Raw genomic sequence first — 18,422 nt, 5'->3', positions numbered from 1 at the left:
CCGACGATGGCCCTGTTCAAGAAGCGCACGGTGGGCAAGCCGGGCGAGTGGTACTACTGCCTGGAGCACAAGAAGGTCGAGGAGGGGCCCGAGTGCCCGGCGAAGGACCGCTTCGGTCCGTACGCCACCCGCGAGGAGGCCACGCACGCGATGGAACTCGCGCGGGAGCGGAACCTCGAGTGGGAGAACGACCCGCGGTGGCACGACGCGCCGCGTGGCGGCGAGACCACCGACTGACCGCGCGGCGTACCGCGCCGCCGGCCGAGGGCGCCGGCCGTGCGCCGCCCGGAGTCGCCGGCCGTGCGTCGCGCCGGGCCGTCCCTTCGAGCCGCCGGCCGTGCGCCCGGGCCGCGCTTCGGTCCGCCGTTCGCGGAGCCGTCCCACCGGCTCGCCGGGTGCAGGCCGTCCGCGGGGCCGTCCGTCACACCGCCGCCTCCGCCGCCGTCCCCTCCTTCTGGGCGCGGCGGCGCAGGGCGTCCTCGTCCGTCGTGGCGTCGTAGGTGACGAGCTTCGGCAGCGCCGCGGTCAGCAGGCCCACCGAGGCCACGCAGAGCAGCCCGCCGCTCCAGAACGCCGCCCGGGTGCCGGTCCAGCCGGCCACCGCGCCCGCGCGCACCTGGCCCAGCTGCGGCCCCACGCTGTACGACAGCACCTCGATGCCGGCGAGGCGGCCTCGCAGGGACTCCGGGATCGTCTGGTTCCAGATGGTGGAGCGGCCGAGTCCGCTCAGCATGTCGCCGGCGCCCGCGAAGGCGAGGCAGAGCAGCACCAGCCAGACGTTCGTGAACCAGCCGGCCGCGGCGACCGCCAGCCCCCATCCGGCGGCGCCGAACACCACGAACAGGCCGTGCCGGCGCACCCGCGACGTCCATCCGCTGGTCAGGCTGAGCAGCAGCGAGCCGACCGACCCGGCCGCGTACATCAGCCCCAGCGACCACTCCGCGTCGAGTTCGTCGGCGAGGAACGGGAAGATCGTGTTGGGGAACGCGAAGAACATCGCGGCCAGGTCCACGGCGTACGTGCCGAGCAGCACCGGCCGGCTCCACGCGTACCGGGCGCCCTCCGCGATGCCGCGCAGCGACGGCTTCTCGGCGTCGTGCGCGGGCGGGGTGGGGGAGAGCCGGGAACACAGCAGCACGGAGACGACGAAGCCGACGGCCGTCGTGGTATATGCCGTCGCGTGTCCCGCGTACGCCACGACCAGCCCGGCCAGCGCGGGCCCGGCGATCGCGCCGAGCTGCCAGCGCAGCGCGTTGAGCGCGGCCGCCGCGGTCTGCTGGTCGTGCGGCACGATCCGGGCCGTCAGGGAGTCCAGGGCGGGGCGCTGCAGACCGGCGAGCGCGGAGACACCGGCCGCGACGACGTACAGCGGCCACAGCGCCGGCGTCGGCAGCAACGCGTTGACCAGCAGGATCGTGGCCATCGCGGCCATGCCGCCCTCGGTGAGGACCAGCACCCTGCGCCGGTCCACCGCATCGGCGAGCGCGCCCCCGTACAGCCCGAACACGATCAGCGGCACGAGCTCCACGGCGCCCATGATCCCGACCGCGAGCGGCGAGCCCGTGAGGTCCTTGATCTGCAGCGGCAGCGCCACCATCGCCATGAAGCTGCTGAAGAACGCGATGAGCCCCTGCACCCACAGCAGACGGAAGTCGCGTGAGGAGCGCCAGGGCGAGAGGTCGGGGAGCAGCGAGCCGCGCAGTCGTGATGCCACGTCCGGCCATGCTCGGTGGGCGGGACGGTCGCGGCAACCGAATTTCACCAGCGCGCGGGCGGCGGCGCGGTCAGCTGGTCGGCCAGCCGGGCGAGACGGTCGCGGAGGCGTCGGCGGCCGCGCGGGCCGGGCGACGGGAGGACGTTCTCGCCGGCCGCCGCGCTCACCAGGTGCTGCACCGTGTCCAGGTCGACCTCCGCCGACCCGGGCACCGTCAGCGCCTCGTGCGCCAGCCCGAGCACCTCGGGATCGCCCGCGTCCAGCGAGAGCACCGTCGCCCCGGAGCGCCGCGCGTCGTGGACCCGCTCCAGGAGCCCTGCGTCCGGCCGCTGCGGTGCCACCACCAGCAGCGTCTCCCCGCGCCCGGCCGCCGCCACCCGGCCGAGGCCGACGGCGAGGTGCGCCGGGTCCCCCGGCAGCACCCGGTGCCGCACCAGCGTGGGCGCCAGTTCGGGCTGCCCGGACCAGGCAGCCTCGTCCACCAGGTGCGCGGCGAGGTGCCACGGCTCGTACTCGGCCGTCCCCACCAGCAGCAGTCCGCCGCCCTGCGGAACGACCGAGGAGCGCAGCGCCCCCGCGAACCGCCGGCTGGCCGCGGGCCACTCGGTCCCGGCGAGGACTTCTCGCAAGAGCGCGACGCGTACGGCATCCATGGCCGGGCATCCTGCCCCACGGGCGAGGCGGCTGCCCGCGGTTCGTCAACGGTCCACCCGTACGGGACGGCCCGCCGTGCTACCTGCGAGTAAGGTCGGATCATGACTTCTCAAGACAACGCCAGCGCTCCGAAGCCCGCAGCCAAGGACCCGTGGGACCTCCCCGACGTCTCCGGCCTGGTCGTCGGCGTCCTGGGCGGTACGGGGGACCAGGGCCGCGGCCTCGCCTACCGGCTCGCCCGCGCGGGGCAGAAGGTGATCATCGGTTCCCGGGCCGCCGAGCGCGCCGAGACCGCCGCCGCCGAGCTGGGCCTCGGCATCGAGGGCGCCGAGAACGCCGAGTGCGCGCGGCGCAGCGACGTCGTGATCGTGGCCGTGCCGTGGGACGGACACGCCAAGACCCTGGAGGCGCTGCGCTCCGAGCTCGCCGGGAAGCTGGTCGTCGACTGTGTGAACCCGCTCGGCTTCGACAAGAAGGGCGCCTACGCGCTCAAGCCGGCCGAGGGCAGCGCCGCCGAGCAGGCGGCGGCCCTGCTGCCGGAGTCCCGGGTGACCGCCGCGTTCCACCACCTGTCCGCGGTGCTGCTCCAGGACGAGTCGATCGAGGAGATCGACACGGACGTGATGGTGCTGGGCGAGGACCGCGCCGACACGGACCTCGTGCAGGCCCTCGCGGGCCGCATCCCCGGCATGCGCGGGGTCTTCTCCGGCCGGCTGCGCAACGCCCACCAGGTCGAGTCGCTGGTCGCCAACCTGATCTCCGTGAACCGGCGCTACAAGGCGCACGCGGGCCTGCGCGTGACCGACGTCTGAGCCGGCGCCCGTCCGCGCCCGAACCGGGAACGCGGTCGCGGTCCGATCCGGTGCCCGGGCGACGTCGGGGTCACCCGCGTCCGCCGACGGCCCGAGGGCTTCCGGCCGTGGACCCGGGCCCGGCCAGGGCCGGCCTCCGGCGGTCCGGGTGCCGCGTACCCGGCGCCGTACGGGCATGGGGGACACTGGTCCGGAACACCCGTGACCGGACAGGAGCCGACCCCCATGCCCCGCCTCGCCATCTACGCCCTGATCATCTGCGTGCTCGCCGTCGCCGCGGCGGTCGTCTCCTTCGTCGAGGGCAGCTGGCTGGGGATCGTCTGGGTGCTGCTGGCCGGTGTGTCCTCGAACATGGCGATCTACTACATCCGCCGCGGCAAGGCGCGCACGACGCCCACCTCCTGACCACGCGCCCGCCCGCGCCCCGCCGCAGGCGAGGGGCCGCCGGCTACCGGTCGAGCAGCGCCGTGCACTCCGGGTACTGCTCGGTCCAGAAGCGGTACAGGTCCTGGCCGCAGGCGACCTCCGCCCGGGACACCCCCAGTGCGTCCATCACGGCGAAGATCCCGTCGAAGAACGCGTGGTTCACCTCGGGGATGAAGAGGACGGCGAAGACCGCCAGCAGCCCGAACGGAGCGAACGGCTCCACCTGACGCCGGAAGCGGTACGACAGCCAGGGCTCGATCACCCCGTACCCGTCCAGGCCGGGAACGGGCAGGAAGTTCAGGATCGCGGCGGTGACCTGGAGCAGCGCCAGGAACGCCAGGGCGAAGCGGAACCCGAGGGGCACCCCCTCCAGTGCGCCGAGCCAGAAGGGCGCCGTGCACACGACCGCGAACAGGACGTTCGTCAGCGGGCCCGCCGCGGAGATCAGGCTGTGCTTCCAGCGGCCCTTGATGCGGTGCCGCTCGATGAAGACCGCACCGCCGGGCAGACCGATACCGCCCATGATCACGAACAGGACGGGCAGCACGATGCTCAGCACCGCATGCGTGTACTTCAGCGGGTTGAGCGTCAGATAGCCCTTCGCGCCGACCGTGAGATCGCCGCCGTGCAGGGCGGTGCGGGCGTGCGCGTACTCGTGCAGACAGAGGGACACGATCCACGCGGCCGTGACGAACAGGAACACCGCGACGCCCGGGCTGTTCGCGAAGTCCGTCCACACCGCCCAGCCCGTGACCGCCATGATCGAGGCGATGCCGAGGAAGACGGGCGAGATCCTCCGGTCGCTGGTGCGGGTGGTGGCCGAGGTCATCGATGGCGCTCCCGGGGCGTGATCGGCTGGTGCGTGATCGGCGGACGGGTGATCGGCGGATCCGCATGCCGACCGTACAGGCGGCACGGCCAGAACGTCCCGGACGGGGCGGGAGTTCCGCCGCGCTGCCCGAACCGTGCCGGGAGCGGTGCGGGCGTCACGGAGAATGGGCGGGTGCGCTACTCCGTACTCGGCACCACCAGGGCCCACCACGACGACGGCAGCCCCGCCGCGCTCGGCGGTCCGCGGCTGCGCGCGCTGGTGGCCGTGCTGGCCCTGCGCGGCGGCCGTACCGTCCCCGTCGGGGTGCTGGTCGAAGAGGTGTGGGACGGCGACGCCCCCGCCGACGCGGTCGGCGCGCTCCAGGCCCTCGTCGGACGGACCCGGCGGGTACTCGGGCACGGCGCGGTGCTCTCCGCGGACGGCGGCTACCGGCTGGGTGCCGGGCCCGAGGACATCGACCTGCACCGGTTCGAGCGGCTCGCGTCCGAGGGCGCGAGGTCGCTCGCCGGCGGGGACCCCGGCAAGGCGGTGGAACTGCTCGACGAGGCGATCGGGCTGTGGCGGGGCCCGGTGCTGGCCGATCTGCCGGACCGCACGGCCGAGGCGGCCCGCTGGGAGGCGCGGCTGCTCGCCGCCCGGCGTGCCCGGCTGGAGGCCGCCCTGGCACTCGGCCGAGCCGAGGAGACACTGGCGGAGCTCGCCGGGCTCTGCGACGGGCATCCCCTCGACGAGCCGCTCCAGGCCCTGCGCATCCGCGCCCTGCGCGCCGCCGGCCGTACGGCGGAGGCGCTCGCGGCCTACGGGACCGTGCGGCGCCGGATCGCCGACCGGCTGGGTACGGATCCGGGGCCCGAACTGCGCGCCCTGCACGCGGAACTGCTGCGGCCGCAGCCGGCCGCACCCGACCCCCGCACCGCTGGCCCCCATCGGCCGGCGGGTGCCGCCTCCTCCGTCCCGGGCTCCGCCGCCCCGCCCGCCCCGGCCCCGGCCTCGTCATCGGCCCAGTCCTCCGCGCCCGCGTCGGATGCTGCGGACTCCCGTGCCCGTACCGGGAATCTGAGGGCCCGGCTCACCAGCTTCGTGGGGCGGGAGGCGGACATCGACGCCATCCGCGAGGACCTCGCCGCGGCGCGGCTCGTGACCCTGCTCGGCACCGGAGGGGCGGGCAAGACCCGGCTCTCGCAGGAGGCGGCGGAACGGGTGTCCGGCGCGTACCCGGACGGCGTCTGGCTCGTGGAGCTCGCGCCCGTCGGCGACCCCGACAGCGTGCCCGAAGCCGTCCTCACCGGGCTCGGCGCGCGTGAGACCGTCCTGCGCGGCGCACGGGCGGAGGAACTGCGGGTCGCGTCCGAACGTCAGGGCGATGATCCGCTGCTGCGGCTCGTCGAGCACTGCGCGCGCCGACGCATGCTGATCGTCCTCGACAACTGCGAGCACGTCGTGGCCGCGGCGGCGACGCTCGCCGAGCGGTTGCTGGAGGGCTGCCCGGGGCTCACGGTGCTCGCCACCAGCCGGGAACCGCTGGGCGTGCCGGGGGAGGTGGTGCGCCCCGTCGGCCCGCTGCCGGACCCGATGGCGCTGCGGCTGTTCGCCGACCGGGCCGCCGCCTCGAACCCCGCCTTCCGGGCCGGGGACGACGCCGGGGCCGCGGAGGAGATCTGCCGCCGTCTCGACGGACTGCCGCTGGCCATCGAACTGGCCGCGGCGCGCCTTCGCATGCTCACCCCGCGGCAGATCGCGGACCGTCTCGACGACCGCTTCCGTCTGCTGACCAGCGGAAGCCGTACGGTCCTGCCGCGCCAGCAGACGCTGCGCGCGGTCGTCGACTGGTCCTGGGACCTGCTCGACCCGGCGGAACGCACCGTCCTGCGCCGCCTGTCCGTGTTCGCCCGCGGCTGCGACCTCCCCGCGGCGGAAGCGGTCTGCGCCACGCAGGGCGGGCACCCCGAGCGTCCCGGCCCGCGGTCGGCCGCGGGCGGCGCCCACGACGAGCGGCCCGTTGCCGCGGTACCTCGCGCCGACGCCGATCCGCGGGCCGTCGTGCCGCACTCCGCCGATCCGCGGGCCGCCTCCGGTGGGGCAGCCTCCGCCCCGCCCGCCTCGGGCTCCGCTGCGCCGGCGTCCGGCGGCGCCCCCGGCACCCCGGTGGACGCCCGGGACGTACTCACCGTCCTCGGCGCGCTCGTCGACAAGTCGCTGGTCATGGCGGAGCCCTCGGCGGACGGCGGGATGCGCTACCGGCTGCTGGAGACCGTCGGCGAGTACGCAGCCGAACAACTCGACGCGGCCGGTGACCGCGCGGACGCCGAGCGGGCCCATCTCACGCACTACCGCGAACTCGCCCGCCGCACGGAGCCGTTGCTCCGCGGCCGTGAGCAGAACGCCGCCGTCGCCCGGCTGGAGCGCGAGTACGAGAATCTGCGCACCGCTCTGCGCCGGGCGGTCGCCGCATCCGACGAGGACGAGTCCCTGTGCCTGGTGCTGTCCCTGGCCTGGTACTGGCAGATGCGCAACATGCGGGCCGACGCGCGGCACTGGGCGCAGGCCGTCGCCGCCCTCGGCCCCGACCCGTTCGCCCCGCCCGCCGCCCCCGCCCCGCCCCTGCACACCCCGGTCACCGGGGCCGCCCCGCCGCTGGAGCCCGCCCTGCGGCTGGAGGCGCGGCGCGGGGTGCGGCTGATCGCGATGGCCAGCATGGAGCACGGGATGGAGGACTGGACGACCCCGGAGCAGCTGGCGTGGCTCGGCCGGGTCGCCGAGGTCTACCGGCCCGGGCTGCCGCAGACCTGCCGGTTCCCCGGCAGCCTCTGGTTCTTCGCCCTGGTGCTCGTCGGGGACGCCGAGCGGCTGCGCGACGTCCTGGACGAGACCGTGAGCGGCTGCGAGGCGTCCGGTGACACCTGGTCGCTCGCCGCCGCGCTCCAGATGCGCGCCAACGTCCTGGCCAACCGCACCGAATGGGCCGGTGACGCGAGCGCCGACGCGGACCGCAGCCTGGAGATCTTCGAAGGGCTCGGGGACCTGTGGGGCGCGGCGGAGGCGCTCTCGGCGCGCGGTGAGGCGCGGGAGCGGCGGGGCGAGTTCGAGCTCGCCGCCGACGACTTCACCGAGGCCATCGACCGCGCCGAGCGGCTGGGCGCCCGCGGTCAGGTGCCGATCCTGCGCGCCCGGCTCGCCGGCGTCCTGGACGAACTCGACCGGGGCGAGGAGGCCGAGGAGATCCTCAGGGACGTCCTCGCCGGCGCCGGCGACGGCGCGACGGTCGAGGTCGTGCCCGCCGCGCGGCTCATCCTGGCCCTGAGCCTGGGCCGCAGGGGCCGTGTCCGGGAGGCCCGCGAGCAGTTCGACCTGCTGGCACGGGAGTTCGCGGCGCCGGCCCTGGCGCTCTTCGACGGCCTCCGGCTGGGCGGAGTCGCCTGGCTCGACTGCCTGGAGGGCCGGTACGAGGACGCCCTGGTCCACGTGCGCCAGGCACTGGAGCGTGCCCTGACCCCGCTGTCGGCCATGGTCGCGCCGCACATGCCCGCGATCCAACTGCTCACCGCGGCCGAGGCGCTGGCGGGACTCGGCCCGGAGCCGGCACACGACGCCGCACGGCTGCTCGGTGCGTACGAGCACGTGAAGCCGGCCGGGCACGTCGCCGTGAGCGCCCTGGAGCGGGAGAACCGCGACCGCACGGAGCGGGTCGTCCGCGCCCTGCTCGGCGACGCGGCGTTCGCCGCCCGGCGTGCCGAGGGCCGCGCCCTCACCCTGGAGGAGGCCACCGCCCTCGTGCACGACCGGAGCCGGCAGTTCAGGACTTCGTCCGGAACCTCCTGATCGCCACCGGGGCCATCACCGCGGTGATCACCGCCGACCAGATCAGCGTCACCCACACGTCGTGGGCGACGGGCCCCCCGTTCATCAGCCCGCGGGCCGCGTCCGCCAGCGACGACAGCGGGTTGTGGTCGGTGAACGTCTGCAGCCAGCCCGGCATGGAGCCGGTCGGGGCGAAGATCGAGGAACCGAACTGCAGCGGCATCAGCACCAGGAACCCCATTCCCTGAATGGCCTGGGCGTTCTTCATGGTCACGCCCATGGTGAGGAAGATCCACATGATCGAGGAGCCGAAGACCATCGACAGTCCGACCGCCGCCAGGAGACCCGGGACGTCGCTCACGGACAGACCGAGCAGGAAACCGACCGTCAGCAGGATGGCGGTGGCGACCAGCATCCGGCCGATCTCGACGACGATCTTGGCGATGAGCACGGACGACCTGGCGATCGGCAGGGACCGGAAGCGGTCCATCACCCCGCTCTGGAAGTCCTGGTTGAAGCCGGTGCCGACACCCATGGCGATGTTCATGCCCATCATCGCCATCAGTCCGGGCACGACGTAGTTGACGTAGGCGTCCTGGTTGCCCTTGCCGGCGATGGCGCCGCCGAAGACGAACACGAACAGCAGCGTGAAGACGATCGGCATCAGCACGGCGTCGAACATCGACTCCGGGTCCTGCCGGATCCACAGCAGATTGCGGCGGACGAGCGCGCCTATGTGCCGGAGATTGCCGCGCAGACCGATCCGGCCGTCGTCGTCGGCGGTTGCGGGGGCGGTTGACGTGGCGGCGCTCATGCCGCGACCTCCTGGGGGATCGTGTCGGTGACGGACGCGGCCTGCCGGCCGGTGATGGCCAGGAACACCTCGTCCAGGCTGGGCAGCTCGGTCCCGATGTCGGATACGGCGAAGCCCCGGGCGCCCAGCAGCCCCACGACGGCGGTCAGTTGCTCGTCGCTCAGGATCGGGACGTGGAGCACGCCCTCGTCCGGGACGGCCTGGACGCCCGCGACACCGTCGAGGCCCTCCTCGCGCACGGCCGCGGCCATCGCCGACAGGTGCGCCGCGTCGGCCGGGCGGATCCGCAGCGTCCGACCGCCGACCTTCGCCTTCAGTTCGGCGACCCCGCCCTCGGCGATGACCCGGCCCCGGTCGATGACCGTCAGCTCGTGCGCCAGCCGCTCGGCCTCCTCCATGTACTGGGTGGTGAGAAGGACGGTGACCCCTTCGGCGACCATCCGCTGCACCTCGTCCCACACCTCGTTGCGGGTCCGCGGGTCCAGGCCCGTCGTGGGCTCGTCGAGGAAGAGGACCGCGGGCCGCCCGATCATCGAGGCGGCGAGATCGAGCCGGCGGCGCATACCGCCGGAGTAGGTGGCGGCCGGGCGCTTCGCGGCGTCCGTCAGCGAGAAGCGCTCCAGCAGTTCGTCGGCGCGGCGCCTGGCGTCCTTGCGGGTCAGGTCGAGCAGCCGCCCGATCAGATACAGGTTCTCCCGGCCGGACAGCTTCTCGTCCACCGAGGCGTACTGGCCGGTGAGGCCGATCGTCCGGCGGAGCTGCCGGGACTGGCGCGCCACGTCGTGGCCGGCGACCGTGGCACGTCCGGCGTCCGGGGTGATCAGGGTGGAGAGGCAGCGGACGAGGGTGGTCTTGCCGGCGCCGTTGGGCCCGAGGACACCGAGGACGGTGCCCTCGCGTACATCGAGGTCCACCCCGTCCAGCGCCCTGGTCTCGCCGTAGTGCTTGACGAGGCCCCGTACCTCGACGGCGTTGTTGTCGGTTCGCGTCATGCCGCAACCGTCCCAACCACCGCCGACAGGACACCGACACTGCGCCGACGAGCCGCCGACGAGCCGCCGACGAGCCGCCGACGAGCCGCCGACGAGCCGCCGACGAGCCGCCGACGAGCCGCCGACGAGCCGCCGACGGGCCGTCGTCGGACCACCGAACGGGCCGTCGTCGGACCACCGAACGGGCCGTCGTCGGGCGGGTCCGCCCGCGGGACCCGGCCCGCACCGTCCGCCCTTCGTGGGCGCCCGCACCGTCGCCGGTGGCGGAAAGGCGACAGCCCGCCGACGGGGGAAGATCGGCGGGCTGCCGTGGTGCCGCAGTGGCTTGTGAGGCGTGGGAGGTGCCGGTGCCCGGCCGTGCGGGCCCCGGCACCCGGACGCGGTCAGTGGAAGGTGTGCTCCTCGGCCGGGAACGCACCGCCGACGACGTCCTCGGCGAAGGCCTTCGCCGCGTCGCCGAGCGTCTGCCGCAGATTCGCGTACTGCTTGGTGAAGCGCGGCACCTTGCCGCCCGTCAGACCGGCCATGTCCGTCCAGACGAGGACCTGGGCGTCCGTCTCCGGGCCCGCGCCGATGCCGATCGTCGGGATGTGCAGCGAACGGGTGACCTCGGCCGCCAGTTCCGCCGGGACCAGCTCGAGCACGAGTGCGAAGGCGCCCGCGTCCTGCGCCGCCTTCGCGTCGCGCAGCAGCCGGTGGGCGGCCTCGTCACCGCGGCCCTGGACCCGGTAGCCCATCGTGTTGACCGACTGCGGGGTCAGACCCAGGTGGGACATGACCGGGATGCCCGCCTGCACCAGCATCTCGGTCTGCGGCAGGGAGCGCTCCCCGCCCTCCAGCTTGACGGCGCCGACCCCGGCCTCCTTCACCAGCCGGGTCGCCGAGCGCAGCGCCTGGACGGGGCCCTCCTGGTACGAGCCGAAGGGGAGGTCGCCGACGATCAGGGCGCGCTTCGTGCCCCGTACGACGGCCGCGGACAGCAGCGTCATCTCGTCCATCGTGACGGGCACGGTGGTGTCGTAGCCGAGGTGACAGTTGCCCATCGAGTCGCCGACCAGCATCACGGGGATGCCGGCCTCGTCGAAGACGGACGCCGTCATGGCGTCGTAGGCGGTGAGCATGGGCCACTTCTCGCCGCGCTCCTTGGCGGCGGCGATGTCGTGGACGGAGATGCGGCGAGTGCCCTTGCCGCCGTACAGCGCCTTGCCGCTGCTGTCGGCGGGCTGCGTCTGGGCAGCCTGAAGCGTCATGGTGAACGGCTCCTTCGTCATCTCGAGGCGCCCTTACGGCGTCCCCGGACCGTGTCCATGGTGGCATCCCCGTGCCCGCCGCGTGAAGTGTCCCCGTTCACACTGCCGCAATGTTGGCCGGTCCCGACACCAACGGCCCAACTTTTCTATACGAGACGGTGCCGTATAGAAATACGCTGCGGTCATGTCCACACCGCCGGGCGCACCCCCCGCCCCACCCCGGGTTCCGGAAGCCGTTCACCGACGCCGCTGGCTCATTCTGGCCGTCCTGATGTTCACCGTGCTCATCATGGTTCTGGACCACTCGGTCCTGAACGTCGCGGTCAAGACCATCGCCTCCCCCGCCCCCGTGGGCATCGGCGCCACGCAGGGGGAGCTGGAATGGGCCATCAACTCCTACACCCTCGTCTTCGCCGCCCTGCTGTTCACGGCCGGTCTGATCGGCGACCGGGCGGGCCGCAGGAGGACCCTGCTGTTCGGCATGGCCGTGTTCGGCATCGGCTCGGCGCTCGCCGCGTTCTCCGGCTCGTCGGCCGAGCTCATCGCGTACCGCGCGGTGATGGGCTTCGGCGCCGCTTTCGTGATGCCGGCGACCCTCGCCGTCCTGATGAACGTCTTCGAACGGGACGAGCAGCCCAAGGCCATCGGCATCTGGGCGGGCGGGGTGGGCATCGCCATCGCCCTCGGCCCGCTCACGGGCGGGCTGCTGCTCGAACACTTCTGGTGGGGCTCGATCTTCCTGGTCAACGTGCCGGTCGTGATCGTCGGCTTCATCGCGATGGCGCTGCTCATCCCCGACTCCCGGGACCCCGACCCGGGCCGGATCGACCCCGTGGGCGTGCTGCTGTCCATCGTCGGCCTCGTGCTGGTGGTCTACGGGATCATCCACGGCGGTGAACTCGCCTCGCTCTCCGACCGGTCCGTGCTGCTGCCCCTGGTCGGCGGACTGGCCGTGCTGGCGGTGTTCGTGGTGTACGAGCACCGCATCGACCATCCGGCGCTGGACTTCTCGTACTTCAGGAATCCCGCGTTCTCCGCGGCGATCACCGCGACCGCGCTGGCGTTCCTCTCGATGATGGGCGTCGCGTTCTTCTCGGTGTTCTACCTCCAGAGCGTGCTCGGCTACAGCCCGCTGCAGGCCGGTCTGCTGGTCCTGCCGCTCGCGGTCGCCCAGTCGCTGTTCGCGCCCCGTGCCCGGCTGGCCGTCGCCCGGTTCGGAGCCAAGGTGACCTGCACGGCCGGAATGATGATGATCGCGACCGGGCTCGCCTGCTTCGCCTTCTTCGACGCCTCCACCCCGGTGTGGGCGCTGGAGCTCGCCTTCTTCGTCCAGGGCGCCGGCATGGGACACGTCATGTCGCCGGTCACGGTCACGGTCATGCAGGCGCTCCCGAGGGAGAAGGCGGGCGTCGCCTCCGCGATCAACAACACCTTCCGGCAGATCGGCGGTGCGCTGGGCGTGGCCGTGCTCGGCTCGCTGCTGTCCGCCGCGTACCGGGGCGGGATCGAGAGCACCCTGCAGCGGGCCCCCGGCGTCCCGGAGGAGGCCAGGCACTCGGCGGGCGAGTCGCTGGAGGCGACGCTGGCCGTCGCCGAACGGCTCGGCCCCGCCGGACAGGTCCTGATCGCGCCCGCGCACGAGGCGTTCCTCATCGCGATGCACCTGGCGGCGCTGTGCGCGGCGACGGTGACGCTCATCGGCGCCGTGGTCGTGGCGGTGTACCTCCCCGGCCGCCGCAAGCCGGGTACGGACGTACCGCCCGTGCCGGACGAGCGCCCGGCGGCGGGGGTGGCCCGCGGATGACCGGGGTCCGCGAGAATCGGGAAGCGCATCGGGAAACCCATCGAGGAACGCGCCTCGGCGCGGACCGGGAGACGCACGGAAGCACGCGACCGGGAGGGCGGGGCGAAGTGGAGGCGGCTGTGGCGAGCGGGACCGGATCGGCGCGTGGCACGGGTACGGCAACGGGCGGGCGCCCGGGGCCCGCGGCCGCCCGCAGGGCCGGTGCGGAAGCCCCGCGGCGCGGCCGGCCCCGGAGCGAGGCGGCCGAACGGTCCATCCGCGAGGCGGTGGTGACCCTGCTGGAGGACGGGCTGCCGCTCGGCGACATCTCGATCGAGCGCATCGCCCGTACCGCGGGGGTCGGCAAGGCCACCATCTACCGGCGCTGGGCGGACAAGGAGGAACTGTTCGTCGACGTCCTGCGGGACATCGAGCCGCCGGACCCCGACCTGCCCGGCACCTGCGCCCGCGACGACCTCGTCGTCATGCTGGAGTCGGTCCGCCTCCGCGGTCTCGCCCAGCGCTCTTCCGCGCTGCTGCACAACGTCCGCGCCCAGATGAAGAGCCACCCCAAACTGTGGGACGCCTACGTCGCGACCGTGATCGACCCGCGCCGGGCGACCGTGCTGGAGATCCTGCGCCGCGGAGTCGCACGCGGCGAGATCCGCGGCGACCTGGACATCGACCTGCTCAACGACCTCATCGTCGGCCCGATGCTCGTCCGGGCGGTGATGCGGCCCGATGCTCCGCTGCCCGGCGACCTCGCGGAACGCATGGTCGCGGCCGTGCTGGAGGGCCTCGCACCGCCGTCGTCCTGACCGCCCGGTTACGGTCGCCGCCACGCCGCGACCCCGGACGGCGGCCCTGCCCGCCGGCCGTCGACCCGTCACCGTCCGCCCGGTGACCGCCGCGGCCCACCGGCCTGCCCGGCCTCCGGCCAATATGCGCGTTCTGTCACAGCCGCGCCCTCACGGACCTTGATCGGAACCCGCCGCGGAGCCCTGCCGTCCTCGAACCCGTACGGCGGAAACGCACCCGGTATCGCCTAGGGTCGTGGCGGGCAGGGTGTGCACGGCAAGGCAGTGAGGACTACGCACATGCGGCAGGCATACATGACGGAAGCGGGACACGGCAGCGCGGAGGACCCCCGCTCCGGTTCCCGGATCCGGGCCCTGCTCGACCGCTGGCGGAGCGATCCGGGCATCTGGCGGCGCGGCGTCGTCCTGGCGGTCGTCGCGATCGCCGCCGGCCTGCTGATGATCCTGCACGCGCAGATCCCCAACAGGGTCGGCAACATGGGCAGTCTCACCGAGACCTTCCTGCCCTGGCTGGGGCTTCTGGTGCCCGTGCTGCTGGTGTCGGCGCTCGTGCGGCGCTCCGCGACGGCGCTGATCGCGCTGCTCGTCCCGGCGATCGTATGGCTGAATCTCTTCGGCGGACTCCTCACGGACAAGTCGGGTGGCAACGGAAGTCTCACCGTCGCCACCCACAACGTGAACGCCGAGAACCCCGATCCGGAGGGCACCGCCCGCGAGGTCGCCTCGTCGGGCGCGGACGTCGTCGCCCTGGAGGAGCTGACGGGCGACGCTGTCCCGGCGTACGAGAAGGCGCTGGCGTCCCAGTACCGCTACCACTCCGTCCAGGGCACGGTCGGTCTCTGGAGCAAGTACCCGCTGAGCGACACCCGGCCCGTCGACATCCGGCTCGGCTGGGTCCGCGCCATGCGCTCCACGGTCGCCACCCCGGCGGGCGACGTCTCGGTGTACGTGGCCCACCTGCCGTCGGTGCGGGTCAAGATGAACGCGGGCTTCACCGCCAGCCAGCGGGACACCAGCGCAGACGCGCTGGGTGAGGCGATCGCCCGCGACCCGGTGGGCAAGGTCGTCCTCCTCGGCGACCTCAACGGCACGATGAACGACCGCGCCCTGAACTCGGTCACCTCGCAGATGCGCTCCACGCAGGGCGCCGCGGGCGACGGCTTCGGCTTCAGCTGGCCGGCGGCGTTCCCGATGGCCCGGATCGACCAGATCATGGTGAAGGGCGTCGAACCGGTCTCGTCCTGGACGCTGCCGCGCACGGCCAGCGACCATCTGCCCATAGCGGCCAGCGTCCGGTTCTGAGGCGCGTCCACCCGGCGGCACCGGGCTTCCCGGCCTGCCGGGACCCGGTCCCGGCCACCGGCCTGCCGGCAGAATCGCCCGTTCATCCGCGGGAACAATCCGTCTGAGAGACTTTGTTCCGGTAACGAACTAACCGGAAGGGCTCTCTCATGCCTCTGGCGCTGCTCGCGCTCGCCGTGTCCGCCTTCGGCATCGGCACCACCGAATTCGTCATGATGGGACTGCTGCCCAACGTCGCCGAGGACCTCGGCACGTCCGTCCCCACGGCCGGGCAGCTCGTCTCGGCGTACGCGATCGGCGTCGTCATCGGAGCACCGCTGCTGACCGCACTGGGCTCCCGCGTCCCGCGCAAGCGGATGCTGCTCCTGCTCATGGCGTTGTTCACCGTCGGCAACCTCGCCTCCGCGCTCGCACCCGGCTTCGGCACCCTCCTCGCCGGCCGCGTACTCGCCGGGCTGCCGCACGGCGCGTTCTTCGGCGTCGGCGCGGTCGTCGCCGCCCGGCTCGTCGCCGAGGGACGGCAGGCCCGTGCCGTGGCCACGATGTTCCTCGGGCTGACGGTCGCCAACATCGTCGGCGTGCCCGCCGCGACCCTCCTCGGCCAGCACCTGGGCTGGCGCGCCACCTTCCTCGTCGTCACCGCGATCGGGCTGGTCGCGATGGCCGCCCTCGCCCGGCTCGTCCCGCACGTGCCCGTCGACGCCCACCAGGGCCTCGGGCGCGAACTGCGCGCCCTCGGCAACCGGCAGGTGTTCCTCGGACTGCTCACCGCCGTCCTCGGCTTCGCGGGCGTGTTCGCCGTGTACTCCTACCTCGCGTCCATGACGACCGAGGTGATGGGACTCGGTGAGACCTCCGTTACGTTCGTGCTCGCCCTCTTCGGCATCGGCATGACGCTCGGCGCCCTGGCGGCCGGCCCGCTCACCGACCGCGCCCTGCGGCCCACCCTGTACGGCTCGCTCGCGGCGCTCGCGCTCGTGCTCGTCGCCTTCCGCTTCACCGCGCACATCCCGTGGCTGGCGCTCGTCACCGTGGTCGTGCTCGGCGCGGTCGGCTTCATGACCACGACCCCGCTCCAGATGCTGGTCATGAACAAGGCCCAGGACGCCCCGACCCTGGCCTCCGCCTCCAACCACTCCGCCTTCAACCTCGCCAACGCGGGCGGCGCCTGGCTCGGCGGCGCGGCCATCGCGGCGGGCTGGGGCTGGACCTCCCCGGCGCTGGTCGGCGCGGTCCTCGCCGTCGCCGGCCTGGCCGTCGCGGTGACGGCCGGACTGCTCGACCGCACGGCGAAGGGGACCTCCCGCGTCGTCGCGGGAAGCCCCCTCGCCACGGACGCGCCGTCCGTCAGCGCGTCGTCGTCTCGCGCCAGCGATTCGTGATCGGCAGCCGGCGGTCCTTGCCGAAGCCCTTGGCGGAGATCTTCGTGCCCGGCGGGTACTGGCGCCGCTTGTACTCCGCGGTGTCCACGAGCCGCAGGACCTTCGCGACCAGCTCCTCGTCGTGGCCCGCCGCCACGATCGCGTCCTTGCCCCGGTCGCGGTCGACGTACAGCTCCAGGATCCGGTCGAGCACGTCGTAATCGGGGAGCGAGTCGGTGTCGACCTGCCCCGGCCGCAGTTCGGCACTCGGCGGTTTGGCGATCGAGTTCTCGGGGATCGGCGGGGTCTGGCCGCGCTCCTCGGCAGCCCGGTTCCGCCACTTCGCCAGCCGGAAGACCGAGGACTTGTAGACGTCCTTGATCGGGCCGTACGCGCCGACCGAGTCGCCGTACAGCGTCGAGTAGCCCACCGCCAGCTCGGACTTGTTGCCCGGCGCGAGCACGATGTGCCCCTCCTGGTTGGAGACGGCCATCAGCGTCGTGCCGCGCAGCCGCGACTGGAGGTTCTCCTCCGCCAGACCCGTCAGCGCGAGCGAGCCCATGAAGGCGTCGAACATCGGCTCGATCGACACGGTGCGGAAGTTCAGCCCCGTGCGGTGGGCGAGTTCGGCCGCGTCGTCGCGGGAGTGGCCCGAGGAGTACTTGGACGGCATGGAGATGCCGTGGACGTTCTCCGCCCCCAGCGCGTCGCAGGCGATCGCGGCGACCAGTGCCGAGTCGATGCCTCCGGAGAGGCCGACGACGACCGAGCGGAAACCGTTCTTGGCGACGTACGCGCGCAGGCCGACGACCAGCGCCGAGTACACCTCCTCCTCGTCGTCGAGCCGCTGTGCGTAGCCGCCCGTGAGCTCGCGCTCGTACGCGGGGAGCGGGTCCTCGGACAGGACGACCCGGTCGATGGCCAGCCCGTCGTCCACCCGTCCCGTCGGGGCGTCGGCCGACGCGGCCGGGAGGTCCAGGTCCAGGATCACGCTGCCCTCGGCGAACTGCGGAGCCCGCGCGATCACCTCGCCGTCCCGGTCGACGACGATGGAGTCGCCGTCGAAGACGAGCTCGTCCTGACCGCCGATCATCGCCAGGTACGCGGTGGTGCAGCCGGCCTCCTGGGCCCGCTTGCGAACCAGCTCCAGGCGGGTGTCGTCCTTGTCCTGCTCGTACGGCGAGGCGTTGATCGAGAGCAGCAGCCCGGCCCCGGCGGAGCGCGCGGCCGGGACCCGGCCGCCGTCCTGCCAGAGGTCCTCGCAGATGGCGAGAGCGACGTCGACACCGTGGACGCGTACCACGGGCATGGTGTCGCCCGGCACGAAGTACCGGAACTCGTCGAAGACGCCGTAGTTGGGCAGGTGGTGCTTGGCGAACGTCAGCGCCACCCGGCCGCCGTGCAGCACGGCCGCGGCGTTCTGCGGGGCGCCGGCGGGCTGGCCGTACCGCGGCTGCGCCTTCTCGGAGCGGTCGAGATAGCCGACGACGACCGGGATCTCCCCGAAGCCCTCGTCGGCCAGGCGCGCGGCGAGCGCGCGGAGGGCGGCCCGTGACGCCTCGACGAAGGACGACCGCAGGGCCAGGTCCTCGACGGGGTAGCCGGTCAGCACCATCTCGGGGAACGCGATGAGATGCGCGCCCTGCGCGGCCGCGTGCCGGGTCCAGTGCACGATCGACTCGGCGTTGCCGGCGAGATCGCCGACGGTCGAGTCGATCTGATTCAGAGCGAGGCGAAGTTGAGGCACGCGCCCAGTGTAATCGTCTCTCTGACGCGATGTCCCGGCGGTGTGGCGCGCGCCACCCCCGCGGGCCCCGCCCGCCGGGCCCGCCCGCGCCGAAGGCCCCACCTCTGGGTGACCGGGTG

At 73.4% G+C, this 18,422-nt stretch carries 15 protein-coding genes; 8 read left to right on the top strand and 7 right to left on the bottom strand.

What is annotated here, in order from left to right; genetic code table 11:
- Positions 1–6: 6 nt before the first annotated feature.
- Positions 7–237, top strand: a complete 231-nt coding sequence (locus BLT82_RS29435) for a hypothetical protein (RefSeq protein ID WP_167746123.1) — start codon at positions 7–9, stop codon at positions 235–237.
- Between the two features lie 184 nt (positions 238–421).
- Here the strand turns inward: BLT82_RS29435 and BLT82_RS29430 are convergent, their stop codons facing one another.
- Positions 422–1,714 carry an MFS transporter gene (locus BLT82_RS29430; RefSeq protein ID WP_093660295.1) on the bottom strand — a complete coding sequence of 431 codons (1,293 nt, stop codon included), beginning with the start codon at positions 1,712–1,714 and terminating at the stop codon, positions 422–424.
- Between the two features lie 44 nt (positions 1,715–1,758).
- The gene (locus BLT82_RS29425; protein WP_093660293.1) at positions 1,759–2,367 is read right to left on the bottom strand and encodes a hypothetical protein; all 609 of its coding nucleotides are present in this window, start codon (positions 2,365–2,367) and stop codon (positions 1,759–1,761) included.
- 102 nt (positions 2,368–2,469) lie between these two features.
- Between BLT82_RS29425 and npdG the strand changes: the two genes are divergently transcribed.
- Together npdG and BLT82_RS29415 are read left to right on the top strand one after the other, a co-directional pair.
- Complete coding sequence (gene npdG, locus BLT82_RS29420; protein WP_093660291.1) at positions 2,470–3,180, top strand: NADPH-dependent F420 reductase; 711 nt, start codon at positions 2,470–2,472, stop codon at positions 3,178–3,180.
- A gap of 225 nt (positions 3,181–3,405) precedes the next feature.
- A complete protein-coding gene (locus BLT82_RS29415; protein WP_093660289.1) occupies positions 3,406–3,585 on the top strand; it encodes a hypothetical protein in 180 nt (59 codons plus the stop codon).
- A gap of 43 nt (positions 3,586–3,628) precedes the next feature.
- On the opposite strand, the gene BLT82_RS29410 is transcribed toward BLT82_RS29415, so the two are convergent.
- Entirely contained in the window at positions 3,629–4,435 is an 807-nt protein-coding gene (locus tag BLT82_RS29410) for a site-2 protease family protein (protein ID WP_093660287.1), read from the bottom strand.
- 174 nt (positions 4,436–4,609) lie between these two features.
- Between BLT82_RS29410 and BLT82_RS29405 the strand changes: the two genes are divergently transcribed.
- Positions 4,610–8,257 carry an AfsR/SARP family transcriptional regulator gene (locus tag BLT82_RS29405; RefSeq protein WP_093660285.1) on the top strand — a complete coding sequence of 1,216 codons (3,648 nt, stop codon included), beginning with the start codon at positions 4,610–4,612 and terminating at the stop codon, positions 8,255–8,257.
- On the opposite strand, the gene BLT82_RS29400 is transcribed toward BLT82_RS29405, so the two are convergent.
- The 3 genes from BLT82_RS29400 to panB all read right to left on the bottom strand — a co-directional run bounded on the left by BLT82_RS29400 (position 8,232) and on the right by panB (position 11,292).
- Positions 8,232–9,050 (bottom strand): ABC transporter permease, encoded by an 819-nt coding sequence (locus tag BLT82_RS29400; protein WP_093660283.1) that lies wholly within the window; start codon positions 9,048–9,050, stop codon positions 8,232–8,234. The genes BLT82_RS29405 and BLT82_RS29400 overlap by 26 nt on opposite strands.
- Positions 9,047–10,042, bottom strand: coding sequence for an ATP-binding cassette domain-containing protein (locus BLT82_RS29395; protein ID WP_093660281.1), 996 nt, complete (start codon positions 10,040–10,042; stop codon positions 9,047–9,049). Before BLT82_RS29395 ends, BLT82_RS29400 begins: the two co-directional genes overlap by 4 nt.
- 383 nt (positions 10,043–10,425) lie before the next feature.
- Complete coding sequence (gene panB / locus BLT82_RS29390; RefSeq protein WP_093660351.1) at positions 10,426–11,292, bottom strand: 3-methyl-2-oxobutanoate hydroxymethyltransferase; 867 nt, start codon at positions 11,290–11,292, stop codon at positions 10,426–10,428.
- A 184-nt stretch (positions 11,293–11,476) separates the two neighbouring features.
- Between panB and BLT82_RS29385 the strand changes: the two genes are divergently transcribed.
- The 4 genes from BLT82_RS29385 to BLT82_RS29370 all read left to right on the top strand — a co-directional run bounded on the left by BLT82_RS29385 (position 11,477) and on the right by BLT82_RS29370 (position 16,577).
- Complete coding sequence (locus BLT82_RS29385) at positions 11,477–13,096, top strand: MFS transporter (protein ID WP_208868076.1); 1,620 nt, start codon at positions 11,477–11,479, stop codon at positions 13,094–13,096.
- Between the two features lie 119 nt (positions 13,097–13,215).
- Positions 13,216–13,893, top strand: a complete 678-nt coding sequence (locus tag BLT82_RS29380; RefSeq protein ID WP_244529712.1) for a TetR/AcrR family transcriptional regulator — start codon at positions 13,216–13,218, stop codon at positions 13,891–13,893.
- Between the two features lie 354 nt (positions 13,894–14,247).
- Positions 14,248–15,195, top strand: coding sequence for an endonuclease/exonuclease/phosphatase family protein (locus BLT82_RS29375; protein ID WP_404205507.1), 948 nt, complete (start codon positions 14,248–14,250; stop codon positions 15,193–15,195).
- Between the two features lie 149 nt (positions 15,196–15,344).
- The gene (locus tag BLT82_RS29370; RefSeq protein ID WP_093660273.1) at positions 15,345–16,577 is read left to right on the top strand and encodes an MFS transporter; all 1,233 of its coding nucleotides are present in this window, start codon (positions 15,345–15,347) and stop codon (positions 16,575–16,577) included.
- On the opposite strand, the gene BLT82_RS29365 is transcribed toward BLT82_RS29370, so the two are convergent.
- Positions 16,543–18,303 (bottom strand): NAD+ synthase, encoded by a 1,761-nt coding sequence (locus tag BLT82_RS29365; RefSeq protein WP_208868075.1) that lies wholly within the window; start codon positions 18,301–18,303, stop codon positions 16,543–16,545. The two genes, BLT82_RS29370 and BLT82_RS29365, sit on opposite strands and share 35 nt — an antisense overlap.
- Positions 18,304–18,422: the final 119 nt, after the last annotated feature.

It is taken from the genome of Streptomyces wuyuanensis (assembly GCF_900103455.1).
Classification (GTDB): Bacteria; Actinomycetota; Actinomycetes; order Streptomycetales; family Streptomycetaceae; genus Streptomyces; species Streptomyces wuyuanensis.
This window is presented reverse-complemented; position numbering and strand designations above follow the sequence as displayed.

What these genes read in the sequence shown, in the direction of transcription:
- BLT82_RS29395 (WP_093660281.1), bottom strand. Translation starts at nt 10,042, where the DNA reads ATGACGCGAACCGACAACAACGCCGTCGAGGTACGGGGCCTCGTCAAG.
- BLT82_RS29415 (WP_093660289.1), top strand. Translation starts at nt 3,406, where the DNA reads ATGCCCCGCCTCGCCATCTACGCCCTGATCATCTGCGTGCTCGCCGTC.
- BLT82_RS29400 (WP_093660283.1), bottom strand. Translation starts at nt 9,050, where the DNA reads ATGAGCGCCGCCACGTCAACCGCCCCCGCAACCGCCGACGACGACGGC.
- npdG (WP_093660291.1), top strand. Translation starts at nt 2,470, where the DNA reads ATGACTTCTCAAGACAACGCCAGCGCTCCGAAGCCCGCAGCCAAGGAC.
- BLT82_RS29410 (WP_093660287.1), bottom strand. Translation starts at nt 4,435, where the DNA reads ATGACCTCGGCCACCACCCGCACCAGCGACCGGAGGATCTCGCCCGTC.
- BLT82_RS29385 (WP_208868076.1), top strand. Translation starts at nt 11,477, where the DNA reads ATGTCCACACCGCCGGGCGCACCCCCCGCCCCACCCCGGGTTCCGGAA.
- BLT82_RS29425 (WP_093660293.1), bottom strand. Translation starts at nt 2,367, where the DNA reads ATGGATGCCGTACGCGTCGCGCTCTTGCGAGAAGTCCTCGCCGGGACC.
- BLT82_RS29435 (WP_167746123.1), top strand. Translation starts at nt 7, where the DNA reads ATGGCCCTGTTCAAGAAGCGCACGGTGGGCAAGCCGGGCGAGTGGTAC.
- panB (WP_093660351.1), bottom strand. Translation starts at nt 11,292, where the DNA reads ATGACGCTTCAGGCTGCCCAGACGCAGCCCGCCGACAGCAGCGGCAAG.
- BLT82_RS29370 (WP_093660273.1), top strand. Translation starts at nt 15,345, where the DNA reads ATGCCTCTGGCGCTGCTCGCGCTCGCCGTGTCCGCCTTCGGCATCGGC.